Source organism: Pseudomonas sp. BT76 TE3572 (assembly GCF_050435365.1).
Lineage (GTDB): Bacteria > Pseudomonadota > Gammaproteobacteria > Pseudomonadales > Pseudomonadaceae > Aquipseudomonas > Aquipseudomonas fluorescens_W.
Map to the genome: position 1 here is coordinate 5,346,761 of NZ_JBNDKE010000001.1, position 15,897 is coordinate 5,362,657.

Consider the following 15,897-nt stretch of genomic DNA (forward strand, 5'->3'; position numbering starts at 1 on the left):
TGCGCGGGGAATATATCGCCCACTTTGCTGGGAATTTTGAGCAGAGGCGTAGGAATAAGGGCGGGAATGCAGGTGAAAGCTGACGCTGGCAGTCGCCAACGTCAGCGGCACAGCGTTATTTCAATGCAGCAAATGCGCGCTCGGCGGCATCCAGCGTCAGTTTCAGCTCGGTTTCGCCGTGGGCGATCGAGGTGAAGCCGGCTTCGAAGGCACTCGGCGCCAGGTACACGCCGCCTTCGAGCATCAGGTGGAAGAAGCGCCCGAACAGGGCGGCGTCGCTGGCCATCACGTCATCGAAGGTCACGATGTCGTCGGCACCGCTGAAGTACAGGCCGAACATGCCGCCGGCCTGTGTGGTCACGAACGGAATGCCCGCCGCATCGGCGCGCTGTTGCAAGCCATCGAGCAGGCGACTGGTGTAGTCAGTCAACTCTGCGTGGAAACCCGGGCGGCTGATAAGGCGCAGGGTCGTCAGGCCGGCAGCCATGGCCAGCGGGTTACCCGACAAGGTGCCCGCCTGATAGACCGGGCCCAATGGCGCGATGTGCGACATGATTTCGCGCTTGCCGCCGAAGCAGCCAACCGGCATGCCACCGCCGATGATTTTGCCGAAGGTGGTCAGGTCTGGATTCACGCCGTAGTGGGCTTGTGCGCCGCCAAGGGCGACACGGAAACCAGTCATCACTTCGTCGAAAATCAGTACCACGCCATGCTTGTCGCACAGGGTGCGCAGGCCTTCGAGGAACCCTGGCGCCGGCGGTACGCAGTTCATGTTGCCGGCCACTGGCTCGACGATGATGCACGCCACGTCCTGGCCGACTTCGGCGAGCATGGTTGCTACGGCGTCGATGTCGTTGAATGGCAGGGTCAGGGTGTGTTTGGCGAAGGCCGCCGGCACACCGGCCGAACTCGGTACGCCTTGGGTCAGGGCGCCGGAGCCGGCCTTGACCAGCAGGCTGTCGGAGTGACCGTGGTAGCAGCCTTCGAACTTGATGATGCTGTCGCGGCCGGTGAAACCACGGGCCAGACGGATCGCACTCATGGTCGCTTCGGTGCCGGAGCTGACCATGCGCACCATTTCCATCGACGGCACGATCGAGCAGACCAGATCAGCCATCTGGGTTTCCATCTCGGTCGGCGCGCCGTAGGACAAACCGTGCTCAAGCTGTTTGCGCACGGCGTCCAGCACGTCGGGGTGGCTGTGGCCGAGAATCATCGGCCCCCAGGAACCGACGTAATCCACATACCGCTTGTTGTCTTCGTCGGTGACGTAGGCGCCTTCCGCGTGTTTGAAGAACAACGGCGTGCCGCCCACGCTTTTGAAGGCGCGAACAGGCGAGTTCACGCCACCGGGAATGTGTTTCTGGGCATTGGCAAACAGCGTTTCGGAACGAGACATGATTTGGCTCTCAAAGTCAGACTAGCTTTCTAAATATGAAGCAATTCGTTGAATGCGCGGGCGCGGCGTGTCACTTCAGCCGTGCTCTCGGCGCCAAACAGGCCATGCACCACCGCCAGCAGATCAACCCCGTGGGCCACCAGTGGCGCGGCGTTTTCCAGGGTGATGCCGCCAATCGCGCAGATCGGCAGGTGCAGTTTGCTGCGGGCCTGGTCGAGCAATTCGAGGCTGCAAGTCGGTGCGCCGGGTTTGGTGTTGGAGTTGAAGAAACGACCGAAGGCGACGTAACTGGCGCCTTCCTTGGCCGCTTGCTCGGCGAGTTCGAGTTGTGCGTGGCAGGTCGAACCGATGATCGCCTGGCGACCGAGCAGTGCCCGAACCGGCATCAGCGGGCCGTCGGTCTGTCCCAGGTGCACGCCGACGTTCAGGCGTGCGGCCAGTTCGGCATCGTCGTTGATGATCAGTTGGGTTTTGTAGCGTTCGCACAGATCGCGCAAGGCTTCGGCCTCGCGCAGGCGACGGGCCTCGTCGCTGCTCTTGTCGCGGTATTGCAGCAGGGTGACGCCGCCTTCCAGCGCCGCCTCCACGTACGAAAGAAATTTACCTGCCAGCAGTTGGCTATCGGTAATGGCGTACAGGCCACGTAGCTTCATCGGGCAATCCTTTTTGCTTTACGCATGGACAGTTACGAACAGAAATCCAGCGGCAGGCGGCGCGGCACGAACTGGCCTTTGCCCAACTGCTCTGCATCACGCAGGGTGCGCCACGTGTAGTTAAGCGCGGTCTGCACGGCACTGGCGAGGTTTTCGCCGAGGGCCAGACGACCGGCGAGGGCGCTGGCCAGCGTGCAACCGGAGCCGTGATAACTGCCGGGCAAGCGCTGGCAGGTGAAGGTTTCGCGGTGACCGTCGCGGCTGTACAGGCGATTGTGGATTTCGTGTTCATCGCCATGGCCGCCGGTGATCAGCAGGTGTTTGACGAATGGCAGGAGTTTTTCAGCGCACTCGTCCGCGGTGCCTTCGGACAGTTCGGCGAGGATGCGGGCTTCGGGAAGGTTTGGAGTGGCGATGATCGACAGAGGCAGAAGGCGCTCGCGCATGGCGTAGCCGACTTCGTCCTTGCCCAGGCGTCCGCCGCCACCGGCGCGCAACACCGGGTCGCAGACCACCGGCAAATGCGGGTGCGCCGACAACAGTTCGACCACGGTGTCGACCATTTCCAGTGAACCGAGCATGCCCAGTTTGACGGCAGCGACTTCGGAATCGTTGAGCACGGCATTGGCCTGGGCCAACACCCACTCACGGTCGAGGACGCGGAAGTCAGTGACGTTGACCGTGTCTTGCACGGTCAGGGCGGTGACGGCCGGGGCCGCATGACAACCCTGAGCGAGCAGGGCTTCGATATCTGCCTGCAAGCCGGCGCCACCACTTGGGTCGTGGCCGGAGAGACAGAGGACAACGGGGCGAGAGCTGTAGATATTCATGGTGCGCGAGCTTACCACCAAACATTGTTTTTCGGGGGCAGTGACCGTCAGGTTTGCCGATACATTGTGGCGAGGGAGCAAGCTCCCTCGCCACAGAAGTTCGGCATTGTCACAATCTGACCGGCGAAACAGCTCTAGACCAATGTATTGAGCTGGAACGCCCGTGCTAGAGCCTTTGTAGGAAAAATTTCAATGGTGTTCAATGGCCACCAACGGCTATGCTAGAGTGGATCCAAACGAATAACAGGTAATACCGGTTTTACGTCTACTCAAAAGGAATGAGGGGCTTCCTGAGATAACCGGACAGGCCACGCTGGGGCTTAAATGCGCTATTTGCTGATGTTGCTGTTGTGCTTGCCCCTCATGGCAAGTGCAGTCGAATTCGACGAGTTCACTCAAAGCCTTCCCCTGGGCCGAACCTTGCAAGTGTTCGAGGACGCGGGCGGTCAGGCGAGCATCGCCGATGTCCGTGCACAAGCCGCGGCTGGAAACTTCAAACCCCACGACAAAGCCACCCTCAACGCCGGTTACTCGCGTTCAGTGTTCTGGCTGAAAATCGACCTGCATTACCGCCCGACCAACCCTGCGGCTCAACGCACCTGGTTGCTGGAACTGGCCTATCCGCCCCTTGATCACATTGACCTCTATTTGCCCGATGCGGCCGGTGGCTATCAACTGGCACGTCAGACCGGCGATGCCTTGCCGTTCGACAGTCGCGAAATCCGCCAGAACAACTACCTGTTCGATCTGAACTTCACCCCTGATCAAGCGCAAACCCTGTACCTGCGCCTGCAAAGTGAAGGGTCGATCCAGGCGCCGGTCACCCTATGGTCGAGCACTGCTTACCTGGAAGCGCAACCGGTCCGACTCTATGTGCTGGGGCTGATCTACGGCGTGTTGCTGGGGATGCTGGTGTACAACCTGTTCATCTATCTCAGCGTGCGCGATACCAGCTACCTCTATTACATCTTCTATATCGCCTCGTTCGGCTTGTATCAGCTGTCAGTGAACGGCGCGGCCGTGGAATATTTCTGGCCGAACAATCCCTGGTGGGCCAACGCCGCGACGCCGTTTTTCATCGGTTGCGCAGGCCTGTTCGGCAGCCAGTTCGCGCGCAGCTTCTTGCAGACGGCAACCCACAGTCGTTGGCTCGACCGCTTGTTGCTGGCGTTGATTGCGTTTAGCGCGGTGGTGGTCGGGTTGTCGTTGATGACCAGTTACGCACTGGCCCTGCGCCTGGCGACGGCGCTGGCACTGACCTTCACCGTGGTGATTTTTGCCGCAGGGATTTTCGCCTGGCTGCGTGGCCTGCGAGTGGCGCGTTATTTCATCATTGCCTGGTCGGCGTTTTTACTCGGCGGCATCGTCAACACCCTGATGGTGCTGGGTTACCTGCCAAACGTGTTCCTGACCATGTATTCCAGCCAGATTGGCTCGGCAATAGAGGTGGCGCTGCTGTCCCTGGCGCTGGCCGATCGCATCAACGCCATGCGCGAGCAACAGGCGCAGACCTTGTTCGATGCCGGTCAAACGCTTGAAGTGCTGAACCAGCAACTGGCTCGCAGTAACAAGCTCAAGGACGAATTCCTCGCCACGCTGACCCACGAATTGCGCACACCCATGAACGGTGTGATCGGCTCGCTGGAACTGATGCAGACCGTCGAGATGGACCCGGAGCTGGAGCAATACCAGCAAACGGCCGCCGGTTCGGCGCGAGACATGATGCGCATGGTCAACGGCATCCTCACCCTGACCGAATTGCAGGCCGGCAAGCTCAAGACCTATCCGGCCGTTTTCAGTTTGCGCGGCGTGGTCGAGGCTTTGCGCCTGCAGTTCGAGGGCAATGCGATGAGCAAGTCGCTGGACTTCAAAGTCGAGGTCACGCCGGGGCTGCCGGATCGCTTGAACGGCGACAGCGCCAAGTTGGCGCAATGCCTGGAATGCCTGCTGGATAACGCGATCAAGTTCACTCGGATCGGCGGACTGGCGCTGCGGGTGACGGGTAAACCCGTGGCGCCCGACCGACTGGCCCTGTCCTTTGCGGTGATCGACACCGGCATCGGCTTCACCGATCTGGGGGAGGCGACGCTGTATCAGCGGTTCTTCCAGCTCGATGGCTCGATGACCCGTGAATACGGCGGTCTGGGCGTCGGCCTGGCGATCTGTCGGCAACTGGTCGAATTGCTCGGTGGAAAACTGACTCACCGCTCCGAGCTCGGTCGCGGCAGCCGCTTCCAGCTCGACGTCGAGTTCGAATTGCCTGTGGTCGAGCGGCCGTCAGTGCCCTTGATGACCCGGGAGTTTCCTCGTTTGCGGCTGCCTCAGGACTGCACCGTCCTGCTGGTTGATGACAACAGCATCAATCAGTTGGTGATGCGTGGCATGTTGCTCAAGCTGGGCTTCCGGGTTCGCACCGCCGACAACGGGGCTGGCGCGATCGATCACTTGCAGCGCGAAACCTTCGATGCGGTATTGCTCGATGGCCAGCTTCCATCTCTGGGTGGCACGTCCCTCTGTTGCCAGATCCGCGCGTTGCCGGGCTGCGGCGAACTGCCGGTATTCGTGATTGCCTTGAGCATTCATCGGGAACGCTGCCCGACCGGTGCCTTGATCGATTACCTGAGCAAACCGGTGAAATTCGAGGACTTGCAGGCAGCGCTCTATCGCCGGGTGCTGTGCCCAAGACAGGGTGAAAGCGCCGACAGTTAGGCGGATATGACACTTTGTTCGGTCAAGGGGCGGTGCTTAACTGAAGTCACTTGGCTGACCAAAGGAGCCCCGTCATGAACCTGCATCAGTTCGCCGAAACCCACGAAGTCACCAACCAGCCACCGTCGCTGGACGGCGCCAACCTGTATCGCATCGACCTGCCGTTGCAGGAGTGGTCGCGGCGTTTCGGGGCCGGGTGGGCCGAGTCGCGGATCGACGCTTACGGTGCACTGGCCGGCGGGCCGCTGATGGAAGCGGGGTTCCTGGCCAATCAGAACAAGCCGGTTTTCAGCAGCCATGACCGTTACGGCCATCGCATCGATCTGGTGGAGTTTCACCCGGCGTATCACGAGTTGATGCGCACCGCGGTCGAACACGGTTTGACCTCAATGCCCTGGGCGCATCCGCAGTCCGGCGCTCATGTCGCCCGCGCCTCCATGACCTACCTGCACAGCCAGGCCGAAGCCGGCAGTGGTTGCCCGCTGACCATGACCTTCGCCAGCGTTCCAGCGATGCGTCTGCAACCGGACCTGGCCGAGCAGTGGCTGCCGAAAATCCTCTCTACCGAATACGACCCGCGCAACGTCGGCATGGCCCACAAGGCCGGGGTCACCATCGGCATGGCCATGACCGAGAAACAGGGTGGCACCGACGTGCGGGCCAACACCACCAAGGCTTTTCCGGTCGGTGCCAGTGGTCCGGGGCAGGCGTATGAACTGGTGGGCCACAAGTGGTTCTGTTCGGCACCCATGTGCGATGCCTTCCTGACCCTGGCCCAGACAGACAAGGGTTTGACCTGTTTCCTGCTGCCGCGCCATCGCCCGGATGACACGCGCAATCAGTTCTACATACAGCGCCTGAAGAACAAACTTGGCAATTGCTCCAACGCTTCCAGCGAAGTGGAGTTCCGTGGTGCGCTGGCGTGGATGGTCGGCGAGGAAGGGCGGGGCGTTCCGACCATCATCGAAATGGTCGCCATGACCCGCTTCGATTGCATGGTCGGTTCCAGTTCGCTGATACGCCAGGCCCTGACCCAGGCCAGCCATCACTGCGCCCACCGCAAGGTCGGCGGCAAACTACTCAGCGAACAACCCTTGATGCAGAACGTCCTGGCCGACCTGGCCCTGGAAAGCGAAGCCGCCCTGGCCTTGAGCCTGCGCATGGGCCGGGCGCTGGATCATCTGGATGACGAGCATGAAGCCAAATTCGCTCGGCTGGTCACGGCGGTGGGCAAGTACTGGATCTGCAAGCGCGCGCCCGGGATGATCAACGAAGCTGCCGAATGCATGGGCGGCGCCGGTTATGTCGAAGACAGCATCCTGCCGCGGTTGTACCGTGAGGCACCGGTCAATTCGACGTGGGAAGGTTCCGGCAACGTGCAATGCCTCGACGTGTTGCGAGCGTTGTCGAAGGAACCGGGTGTGCTTGACGTATTGTTCAGCGAATTGGGCGATGGTCATGGCAACAAACGTCTGGCCGCACACATCACTCAATTGCAGGCCGCGTTCAAGGACACCCGCGACATTCAATATCGTGCGCGGCAGCTCACCGAAGACATCGCCTTGGGCCTTCAGGCCAAGCTGTTGCTGGAAGCGGGCAACTCCACCGTCAGCGAAGCCTTCATCGCCAGCCGCCTCGGTTCGGCCGGTCGGGTGTATGGCGCGTTGCCACGTGGGCTGGATGTGGAAGCGATTGTTGCCCGGTCGACACCACAGGGCTTCTGATCGCGCTGACTTGCAGGCAAGATGAAGGCCTGCAAGTCAGAACACAGGATGCTGATCGTGACCGAAGCTTTTATTGTCGTTCAAACCGCCGAGCAAGCCGTGGACCGGCTTGCGCTCTTGCACAATCGTGCAACCACCGCGCTGAACCAGGCGCTCAAGCGTTACCTCAAGGATCGAGTCGAACCGGACGCCGAACAGCGTGCGATGTTTCGTTATCCCGAATTGCGTCTGACCTACCTTTGCCAGGGCGAAGTCCCACAGACCACTCGCGCCTACGCCAAGGTTCAGTTGCCCGGAACCTACAGCGTCACCGTCACCCATCCGGCGGCTTTCCGTAAGTACTTGCTGGAGCAACTCGTGCCGTTGATGCACGACTTCACCGTGACCGTGGAAGTCGGCATCAGCCAGCAAAACATTCCTTATCCGTATGTGGTCGAGCAGGGCGATGAGCTGGCGGGCTCCGGCGTGACTGCGGCCGTGCTGGCGCGGGTGTTCCCGAGTACCGACTTGTCGGCCGCGACCGATGGCATTGCCGACGGTTTGTACGATTGGGAAAACACCGACCCGCTGCCGTTGGCCTTGTTCGACGCTGCGCGGGTGGATTTCTCCCTGCGCCGTCTGGTGCATTACACCGGCAGCGACTGGCGTCATGTGCAGCCATGGATTCTGCTGACCAACTACCACCGCTACGTCGACCAGTTCATCGTCCATGGCCTGGAACAGTTGCGCAGCGATCCGCGTTTCGTGCGCATGGTCTTGCCGGGCAACGTGATCATCGAAAAGAGCATGGACCACGGCGAAGCCTCGGCGATTGCCGCCGGTGTGGTTTGGCACCGCTATCAGATGCCGGCCTATCACCTGATCGCCAGCGACGGCCACGGGGTGACCCTGGTGAACATCGGCGTCGGCCCCTCCAACGCCAAGAACATCACCGACCACCTGGCGGTGCTGCGTCCGCATTGCTGGCTGATGATCGGTCACTGCGGCGGTTTGCGTCAGTCGCAGACGATTGGCGATTACGTGCTGGCGCACGCTTACATGCGCCGCGACGGGATTCTCGATCGGGTCGTGCCGCCGAATATTCCGATTCCGGCCCTGGCCGAAGTGCAGATGGCGTTGCAGCAAGCGGCGGCCAATATCACCGGTGAGAAGGGCGACGAACTGAAAAAACGCCTGCGCACTGGCACTGTGCTGACCTACGACGACCGTAACTGGGAGTTGCGCTGGGCTCAGGAGCGTCCGCTGATCAATCTGTCTCGCGCCGTGGCGGTGGACATGGAAAGCGGCACCATCGCGGCGCAAGGTTATCGCTTGCGGGTTCCGTACGGCACGTTGCTCTGCGTCTCGGACAAACCGTTGCACAGCGAAATCAAACTGCCGGGTTCGGCCAACGCCTTCTATGAGCGTGCGGTCAGCCAGCATTTGAAGATCGGTATCGAGGCGGTGGACCTGTTGCGCACCGAACTCAACTCGTTGCACTCGCGCAAACTGCGCAGCTTCGACGAGCCGCCGTTCCGCTAACGGTTTGTCGTGGTCATTTGGCGGTCAGGGCACTAGCATTAGCAGCCCTGACCGTTAGATGTTCCTTTTCCCATGTCCCGTCCTCAACGTCCCGTTTCCCGCCGCCCTGGCGTGAAGCCTGCGCCATCGTCCTCAGCCCCGCGCCGTGTCGCCAAAGCGCCGCCGGCCGAGCCGAAGCTGATTCTGTTCAACAAGCCTTTTGATGTGCTGACGCAATTCAGCGACGGAGAAGGGCGGGCGACGCTCAAGGATTACATCGAGATTCCGGGGATTTACCCGGCAGGACGGCTGGACCGCGACAGTGAAGGTTTGCTGCTGCTGACCAACGATGGCCAGCTTCAGGCGCGAATCGCCGACCCGAAACACAAACTGGCCAAGACCTATTGGGTGCAGGTGGAAGGCGAGCCGAGTGCCGAGCAATTGCAGCGCTTGCGCGATGGCGTGGAGCTCAACGATGGCATGACGCTTCCGGCTGAAGCGCGACAGCTTGAAGAACCTGAACTGTGGCCACGCAACCCGCCCGTACGCTTTCGCAAAAGCGTGCCGACGAGCTGGCTGGAGTTGGTGATTCGTGAAGGGCGCAACCGTCAGGTACGGCGCATGACCGCGGCGGTCGGCTTGCCGACGTTGCGTCTGGTGCGGGTCAGAATCGGCGACTGGTCGATCGAAGGGCTCGATCAGGGCCAGTGGAAGGAAGTGCCGGCGCGTTTATAACGTGCCGGATTCGATCAGGCCGATGACCACACTTTTGATCACGAACGCGGCCACGCCCAAGCCGAGTACGAAGAACAGGATGAATGAGCCAAAGCGTCCGGCTTTGGATTTCTTCGCCAGATCCCAGACGATAAAACCCATGAAAATGATCAGGATGCTGACCAGTCCAGTCATCATCCACTCTTCGAATACTGCAGGATCCATCGGACATCTCCAGCGCAGGCGGGGGTAAAAGGCGCTGGAGTATACGTTATGGGGGATTGGCGAAGTATTGACCTGCGGCAGTGTGTCGCAGTCATTTGTCTGAAAGCACACTGTGGCGAGGGGATTTATCCCCGTTCCAGTGTGTAGCACTGGCCGAGATTTTAAGGGTTGCTTCGCAACCCAGCGGGGATAAATCCCCTCGCCACAATCAGCTGCGCAGGTGAGTGAGGGGCAGTTCAGTACTGTTGAGCACCTGATTCAACACAAAACTCGACCGCACACTCGTCACCCCTTCAATCCGGGTGAGGTGTCCCAGCAGCAATTTCTGATAATGGTCCATGTCCGGCACCACCACCTTGAGCTGATAGTCCGCATCCATCCCGGTCACCAGGCTGCATTCCAGCACCTGCGGTAGCGTACGAATCGCCGCTTCGAAGTTCTCGAACCGCTCTGGCGTATGCCGGTCCATGCCGATCAATACGTAAGCCGTCAGGCTCAGGCCGAGCATCTTGCGGTCTAGCAGGGCCACCTGGCGGGAGATGTAACCGTCGTCCTCCAGTTGCTTGACCCGCCGCGAGCATGGCGAGGGGGACAGGCCGATGCGTTCGGCCAGCTCCTGGTTGGAGATGCGCGCGTCACGCTGCAATTCCGCCAAAATGCTCAGGTCGTATCGGTCGAGTTTGCTCATCAATCAGGCCTTTGTCATAACTATTGCGGTGGATTATCTATCCAGGGTTAAAAATTGCGCAAGTGATGTTTATTTGAGCAATCTTCGCAATCCTCTGCCGGCGCCGCGAGCCTATTCTTATCACCAGAATCACTGCTCGGACAAACAGTCCACAGCGGCTCGCCCAATCAGGCCAGCTGCGGTCGCCACCCCCACAGGGGATGTGTCGGCCCCCGAGCTACACACTGTCCAGAAGACGGCGTGAGGTGAGCCGACGTCATAAGCGTCGAGCACGGACGAAGTTCTCTAAAGGGAGGCCGACGGGTCTCCCTTTTCTTTTGCCCGGAATTTGCCGACTGCCCTCAATAAATAAGTTTCGTGACTGATAACCTGTTGCAGAACCGGCCTGAGCTTTCCCAGTCTTACGTACAGGCCCTAACCCGCAGTGAGGAAAAGCATGAAGTCGCGCATCTGGCGTCTGGCCGGTGTTGGTTTGCTGTGTGTAAGTGTCACTGCGCAATCGCTGGCCGATGAGCCGCAAAACCGTGGCCCCGATGGCGGGCAACGCGGCTCGGATGGCCACCAGGGAAACAATCAGGGCCACGGCGGCAATAACCAGCCGCGTGCGCAGAATAACGACATCATTCGTGGCGACAACAGCCGTCAGTTCGAGCACAACGGCCAGAATCAGAACAACGGCCAGTGGCAGAACCAGTCCCGGCCGCAGCACGATTACAACAATCCGGTTCGCTCGCCGCCGCCACCGCCGCAGTTACCGGCCAACGACCTGCCGATTCAGGGTCGGCCCGACACTGTGCGCCAGACCCAGCAGCCGCAGCGTGGTTACTACCAGGACGTCCCGCGGCGCAACGATTACAACCAGCATTGGCAGAACAACGGCCCGCGTCCCGATGACCATCGCTGGGCCGGTCGCCCGGATGGGCATGGCAATGGCTGGGGACCTGGTCCGCAGTATCGTCCCGGTCATGTGATCGATCGCTTCCCCGACCGTGATTACCGTGTGCCGTACCGTGGTCAGGATTACTTCTACTCCGGCGGCTACTGGTATCGCCCGCTCGGCCCGCGCTACGTGGTGGTTCAGCCGCCACGCGGGATTCGCGTCAGCTACTTGCCTGATTACGCGCGCGAAGTGTGGATCGGCGGGGCGCTGTTGTTCCTGGCGGCCGGTTCTTATTACGCCTATCAGGAAAGCACTCAGGATTACGTCGTGGTCGAACCGCCCATGCAACCGCAGCCGCAACCGGTCAGCAATGGTTATGACGTGGTGGCGTATCCGGCCAACGGCCAGTCGCCAGAGCAGGTCAACCAGGACGGTTACGAGTGCTATCAATACGCGGTGCAGCAGAGTGGCTTCGATCCTCGAACGGCCACCTACCAGCCGGATCCGTCGGTGGTGCAAGCCTACCGCCAGGCCCAGGGCAACTGCCTGAGCAGTCGCGGCTATCAGGTTTCTTTCTGAGTCCTGTCTGCCCGTACCACTTCCTGCGGGTCGGCGTGCACCAGCACTTCGGCTCGCGGGTACGCGGCATGAATGGCATCGGCGGCTTGGTCGCTGATGCCGTGAGCGACTGACAGGGTCAGATCGCCCGGCAATTCCAGGTGCAACTGCACGAACCACTGGTTGCCGGAAACCCGCGTACGCAGGTCGTGCGCCCCCAATACTCCCGGTACGCTGCAGGCCAGTTCGAGCATGTGCTGGCTGACGTCCGACGGCAGTTCTTCATCCATCAGCACCGTAAAACTCTCTCGGGCGATCTGAATCGCGCTCCAAAAAATGTAGGCGGCGATCCCCAACCCGAACCAAGGGTCGACCTGATGCCAGCCAAACCCGGCGAGCACCAGCGCCACCAGAATGCTGCCGTTGAGCAGCATGTCCGAGCGGTAATGCAGGGAGTCCGCGCGTACCGCGTTGGAGCCGGTCGCCTTGACGACCCGATGTTGCAACATCAGCAAGGCCAGGGTCAGCACCAGGGAAAACACAATCACCCCGATGCTGATCCACGGCGCTCCCACCGGTTCCGGGTGTTTCAGTCGATCAATCGCCTGCAAGGCAATCAGTACCGCACTGCCGCCAATGAACAACGCCTGAGCCATGCCCGCCAACGACTCGGCCTTGCCGTGTCCATACCGATGATCATCGTCGGCCGGGCGCAAGGCGTAATGCACAGCGAGCAGGTTGAGCAGCGAGGTGACGCCGTCGAGGGTCGAGTCGGTCAACCCGGCGAGCATGCTCACCGAACCACTCAACCACCAGGCGATGGCTTTGGCGACGATCAGCGTGCACGCCACCGCCACCGAGGCACGGGTCGCCAGCCGCAGCAGGCGGGCGTGTTCGGAGCTGGAGATCATAAGTGCGGCTATTCCTTTAAATGCACGGATTACGCGGCAGGTTGCAGACCGAACATGGCCAGTTGCTGGGCGCTACCCTTGTGCTGGATCAGGCGTGGGTCATCCAGCGGGAAGCTGCGGCCCAGTTCAGTTTCGAGAATAGTCTGCAACTTGTGGTTATCGACCTTGCCGTCGGCGCCGATGGCTTCCTTGAGTTTTTCCGGGGCCACTTGGGCGGTCTCGCCGGGTGCGAAGTAAATCGCGCCAGTGGCGAAGTCCACGGCAAACGCGATCAGGCCGGGAATGATGTAGAACAGCAAACCCACGGCATCGAGCGCAGCGATGGCCGGGTCGATCTTGCCGTCAATCTGACCGCGACGGTCAGGGTAGAAAATCGATCCGCAAGCGGTCACCTGGGTCAGCAACGTCGCGACCAATACACCGCCAATCAAGCGAAAGGGAGCACGCATATTAAATCTCCTGAGTCATCTGGAAAACGAAGCGTCGTCGATATGAATTAGGACAGCAACGAGCGACAAGCAGTTCGCCGTTATACTCGGCCCTCTGTTTGGGAGCCAGCATGATTTCTTTGCCGATTGATGAAGTTTTACCCGCCCTGCGTGAAGCCTTGGCTACACGCCACGAAGCTGTGCTCGAAGCACCGCCCGGCGCCGGTAAAACCACCCGCGTGCCGCTGGCCTTGCTCAACGAGCCCTGGTTGGCCGGGCAGACCATTCTGATGCTTGAACCGCGCCGTTTGGCGGCGCGGGCGGCAGCGGAGCGTCTGGCCAGTGAGCTGGGCGAGAAGGTCGGCGAAACCGTCGGTTATCGCATTCGTCTCGACAGCAAAGTCGGCCCCAACACCCGCATCGAAGTGGTCACCGAAGGGATACTGACCCGACGCTTGCAGGATGACCCGGCGCTCGAAGGCGTTGGCCTGCTGATCTTCGACGAATTCCACGAGCGCAGCCTCGACGCCGATCTGGCGCTGGCCTTGAGCCTGAATGGCCGGGAGCTGTTTCGTGACGACCAACCGCTGAAAATCCTGTTGATGTCGGCAACGCTGGAAGGCGAACGCCTGGCCGGGTTGCTCGATGACGCGCCGATCCTGCGCAGCGAAGGCCGCATGTACCCGGTGGCGATGCGCTGGGGTCGGCCGTTTCAACCGGGTGAATTCATCGAGCCGCGTCTGGTGCAGACCATTCTCGAAGCACTGAATGATGAAACCGGCAGCGTGCTGGTGTTCCTGCCGGGGCAGGCGGAAATCCGTCGGGTACATCAACAACTGGCCGATGCACTGGGCGAGAGCACGCAGGTTCTGCTCTGCCCGTTGCACGGTGAGCTGGACCTCTCCGCCCAACGTGCGGCGATTGATCCGGCCCCCGCCGGCAAACGCAAAGTGGTGCTGGCGACCAACATCGCCGAGACCAGCCTGACCATCAATGGCGTACGCGTGGTGATCGATGCCGGGTTGGCGCGGGTGCCGCGTTTCGACCCGGGCAGCGGCATGGCCCGCCTCGACACTCAGCGTATTTCCAAAGCCAGCGCCACTCAGCGCGCGGGCCGGGCAGGGCGTTTGGAACCGGGTGTGTGTTATCGGTTGTGGTCGCAGGATCAGCATGAACAACTGGCGGCCTACGCCAGCGCGGAAATCCTCTCGGCGGATCTTGCCGGGCTTGCTTTGCAGCTCGGCCGCTGGGGCGTGACACCGGGGCAATTGGTGTGGCTCGACGTGCCGCCAGCGGCCGCTTATGCACAGGCTCAGGACTTGCTTGAGCGCCTGGGTGCATTGGACGGTGAAGCGCTGACCCGTCACGGTCAGGCCATGGCCGAACTGCCGGCGCATCCACGTATCGCGCATTTGCTGTTGCGCGGTCAGGCGCTTGGCTTGGCCGACATGGCCTGCGATGTCGCGGCATTGCTCGGTGAACGGGATATTTTGCGTGGCGCCGGGGCGGATCTGCACAGCCGATTGGTGCTGTTGTCCGGCGAAGAACGCGCCGCACGCGGTGCTCAGGGTGGCGTGCAACGTGCCCGGCAACTGGCGCGGCAATATCGCGGCTACCTGCGGGGTAAAGCGTCGGAACCGGTCAGCGATCCGGATCATCCGCGTTGGCTCGGTGCGTTGCTGGCGTTGGCCTATCCCGACCGCGTTGCCCAGCAGCGTCGTGCCGGTGGCGCGGAGTATCGCCTGGCCAACGGTCGCGCAGCGTTGTTCGCCGAAGCCGACAGTTTGATGAAGCAACCGTGGCTGGTGATCGCCGATCTCGGTAGTCGCCAGGGCCAGCGTGAAGAACGCATTTATCTGGCGGCGGATTTCGATCCGGCGCTGTTCGATTCAGTGTTGGCCGAGCAAGTGCGCGTGGTCGATCAACTGGATTGGGACGAGCGCGAAGGCGTGTTGCGCGCCGAGCGTCAGCGGAAGGTCGGTGAATTGATCCTCAGCCGCGAGCCGTTGACCGGACTCGATGAGACCGCTCGCAGTCAGGCGCTGGTCAATCTGGTGCGACGCAAAGGTCTGGAGCTGTTGCCGTGGACTCCGGAGCTGCGCCAGTGGCAAGCGCGAGTGGCGTTGCTGCGACAGCTGGACCTCAGCAGCAAAGAGCAGAGTGAATGGCCGGATGTCAGCGACGCCGCCCTGCTCAAAAGCCTCGAACATTGGCTGATGCCGTATCTGGGCAAAGTCTCGCGGCTCAGTCACTTCGCCAATCTGGACCTGTCGAGCATCGTCCATAACCTGTTGCCGTGGCCGCTGCCGCAACGGCTAGATGAGCTGGCGCCGCATCATTTGAGCGTGCCGTCGGGTTCATCGATTCGTCTGGACTACAGTGAGCAGCCGCCGATTCTGGCGGTGCGGTTGCAGGAGTTGTTCGGCCTGGCCGAGACCCCACGGATTGCCGGTGGCCGGCAGGTGGTGAAGTTGCATTTGCTGTCCCCGGCGCGACGGCCGGTGCAAGTGACCCAGGACCTGGCGAACTTCTGGCGCAGCACGTATGCCGAGGTGAAGAAGGACTTGAAGGGGCGGTATCCGAAGCACTACTGGCCGGATGATCCGCTGGTGGCCGAGGCAACCGCGCGGATCAAACCTCGTAAATAATCGCTAAGATCGAACACAAACCTGTGGCGA

At 61.2% G+C, this 15,897-nt stretch carries 13 protein-coding genes; 6 read left to right on the plus strand and 7 right to left on the minus strand.

Features of this window, described 5'->3' with window-relative positions:
• Positions 1-115: 115 nt before the first annotated feature.
• The 3 genes from hemL to ABH912_RS24295 are packed head-to-tail and all read right to left on the minus strand — an operon-like array spanning position 116 to position 2,882.
• The gene (gene hemL, locus ABH912_RS24285) at positions 116-1,399 is read right to left on the minus strand and encodes a glutamate-1-semialdehyde 2,1-aminomutase (protein ID WP_033054177.1); all 1,284 of its coding nucleotides are present in this window, start codon (positions 1,397-1,399) and stop codon (positions 116-118) included.
• 29 nt (positions 1,400-1,428) lie between these two features.
• Entirely contained in the window at positions 1,429-2,052 is a 624-nt protein-coding gene (gene thiE, locus ABH912_RS24290) for a thiamine phosphate synthase (protein WP_429511826.1), read from the minus strand.
• A 32-nt stretch (positions 2,053-2,084) separates the two neighbouring features.
• The gene (locus ABH912_RS24295) at positions 2,085-2,882 is read right to left on the minus strand and encodes a hydroxymethylpyrimidine/phosphomethylpyrimidine kinase (RefSeq protein ID WP_429511827.1); all 798 of its coding nucleotides are present in this window, start codon (positions 2,880-2,882) and stop codon (positions 2,085-2,087) included.
• A 324-nt stretch (positions 2,883-3,206) separates the two neighbouring features.
• On the opposite strand from ABH912_RS24295, the gene ABH912_RS24300 reads away from it, so the two are divergent.
• From ABH912_RS24300 to ABH912_RS24315, 4 genes are all read left to right on the plus strand, one after another.
• A complete protein-coding gene (locus ABH912_RS24300) occupies positions 3,207-5,591 on the plus strand; it encodes a 7TM diverse intracellular signaling domain-containing protein (protein ID WP_429511828.1) in 2,385 nt (794 codons plus the stop codon).
• A gap of 74 nt (positions 5,592-5,665) precedes the next feature.
• On the plus strand, positions 5,666-7,315 hold the full coding sequence (locus tag ABH912_RS24305) for an acyl-CoA dehydrogenase family protein (RefSeq protein ID WP_429511829.1): 1,650 nt from the start codon (positions 5,666-5,668) through the stop codon (positions 7,313-7,315).
• Positions 7,316-7,336: 21 nt separating this feature from the next.
• A complete protein-coding gene (amn, locus tag ABH912_RS24310) occupies positions 7,337-8,836 on the plus strand; it encodes an AMP nucleosidase (RefSeq protein ID WP_178082220.1) in 1,500 nt (499 codons plus the stop codon).
• A 72-nt stretch (positions 8,837-8,908) separates the two neighbouring features.
• The gene (locus ABH912_RS24315) at positions 8,909-9,550 is read left to right on the plus strand and encodes a pseudouridine synthase (RefSeq protein ID WP_033054187.1); all 642 of its coding nucleotides are present in this window, start codon (positions 8,909-8,911) and stop codon (positions 9,548-9,550) included.
• Here the strand turns inward: ABH912_RS24315 and ABH912_RS24320 are convergent.
• Complete coding sequence (locus ABH912_RS24320; RefSeq protein WP_007937369.1) at positions 9,545-9,754, minus strand: DUF2788 domain-containing protein; 210 nt, start codon at positions 9,752-9,754, stop codon at positions 9,545-9,547. The two genes, ABH912_RS24315 and ABH912_RS24320, sit on opposite strands and share 6 nt — an antisense overlap.
• A 208-nt stretch (positions 9,755-9,962) precedes the next feature.
• Positions 9,963-10,442 carry an Lrp/AsnC family transcriptional regulator gene (locus tag ABH912_RS24325; RefSeq protein WP_007937367.1) on the minus strand — a complete coding sequence of 160 codons (480 nt, stop codon included), beginning with the start codon at positions 10,440-10,442 and terminating at the stop codon, positions 9,963-9,965.
• Positions 10,443-10,878: 436 nt separating this feature from the next.
• Here ABH912_RS24325 and ABH912_RS24330 point away from each other — a divergent pair, with 436 nt between their 5' ends.
• Complete coding sequence (locus tag ABH912_RS24330; RefSeq protein WP_429511830.1) at positions 10,879-11,901, plus strand: DUF6515 family protein; 1,023 nt, start codon at positions 10,879-10,881, stop codon at positions 11,899-11,901.
• Here ABH912_RS24330 and ABH912_RS24335 read toward each other — a convergent pair.
• Positions 11,886-12,791 carry a cation diffusion facilitator family transporter gene (locus ABH912_RS24335; RefSeq protein WP_429511831.1) on the minus strand — a complete coding sequence of 302 codons (906 nt, stop codon included), beginning with the start codon at positions 12,789-12,791 and terminating at the stop codon, positions 11,886-11,888. The two genes, ABH912_RS24330 and ABH912_RS24335, sit on opposite strands and share 16 nt — an antisense overlap.
• A gap of 29 nt (positions 12,792-12,820) precedes the next feature.
• Positions 12,821-13,240 (minus strand): polyribonucleotide nucleotidyltransferase, encoded by a 420-nt coding sequence (locus tag ABH912_RS24340; protein WP_429511832.1) that lies wholly within the window; start codon positions 13,238-13,240, stop codon positions 12,821-12,823.
• A gap of 110 nt (positions 13,241-13,350) precedes the next feature.
• Between ABH912_RS24340 and hrpB the strand changes: the two genes are divergently transcribed.
• The gene (gene hrpB, locus ABH912_RS24345; protein WP_429511833.1) at positions 13,351-15,867 is read left to right on the plus strand and encodes an ATP-dependent helicase HrpB; all 2,517 of its coding nucleotides are present in this window, start codon (positions 13,351-13,353) and stop codon (positions 15,865-15,867) included.
• The last annotated feature ends 30 nt before the right edge of the window (positions 15,868-15,897 follow it).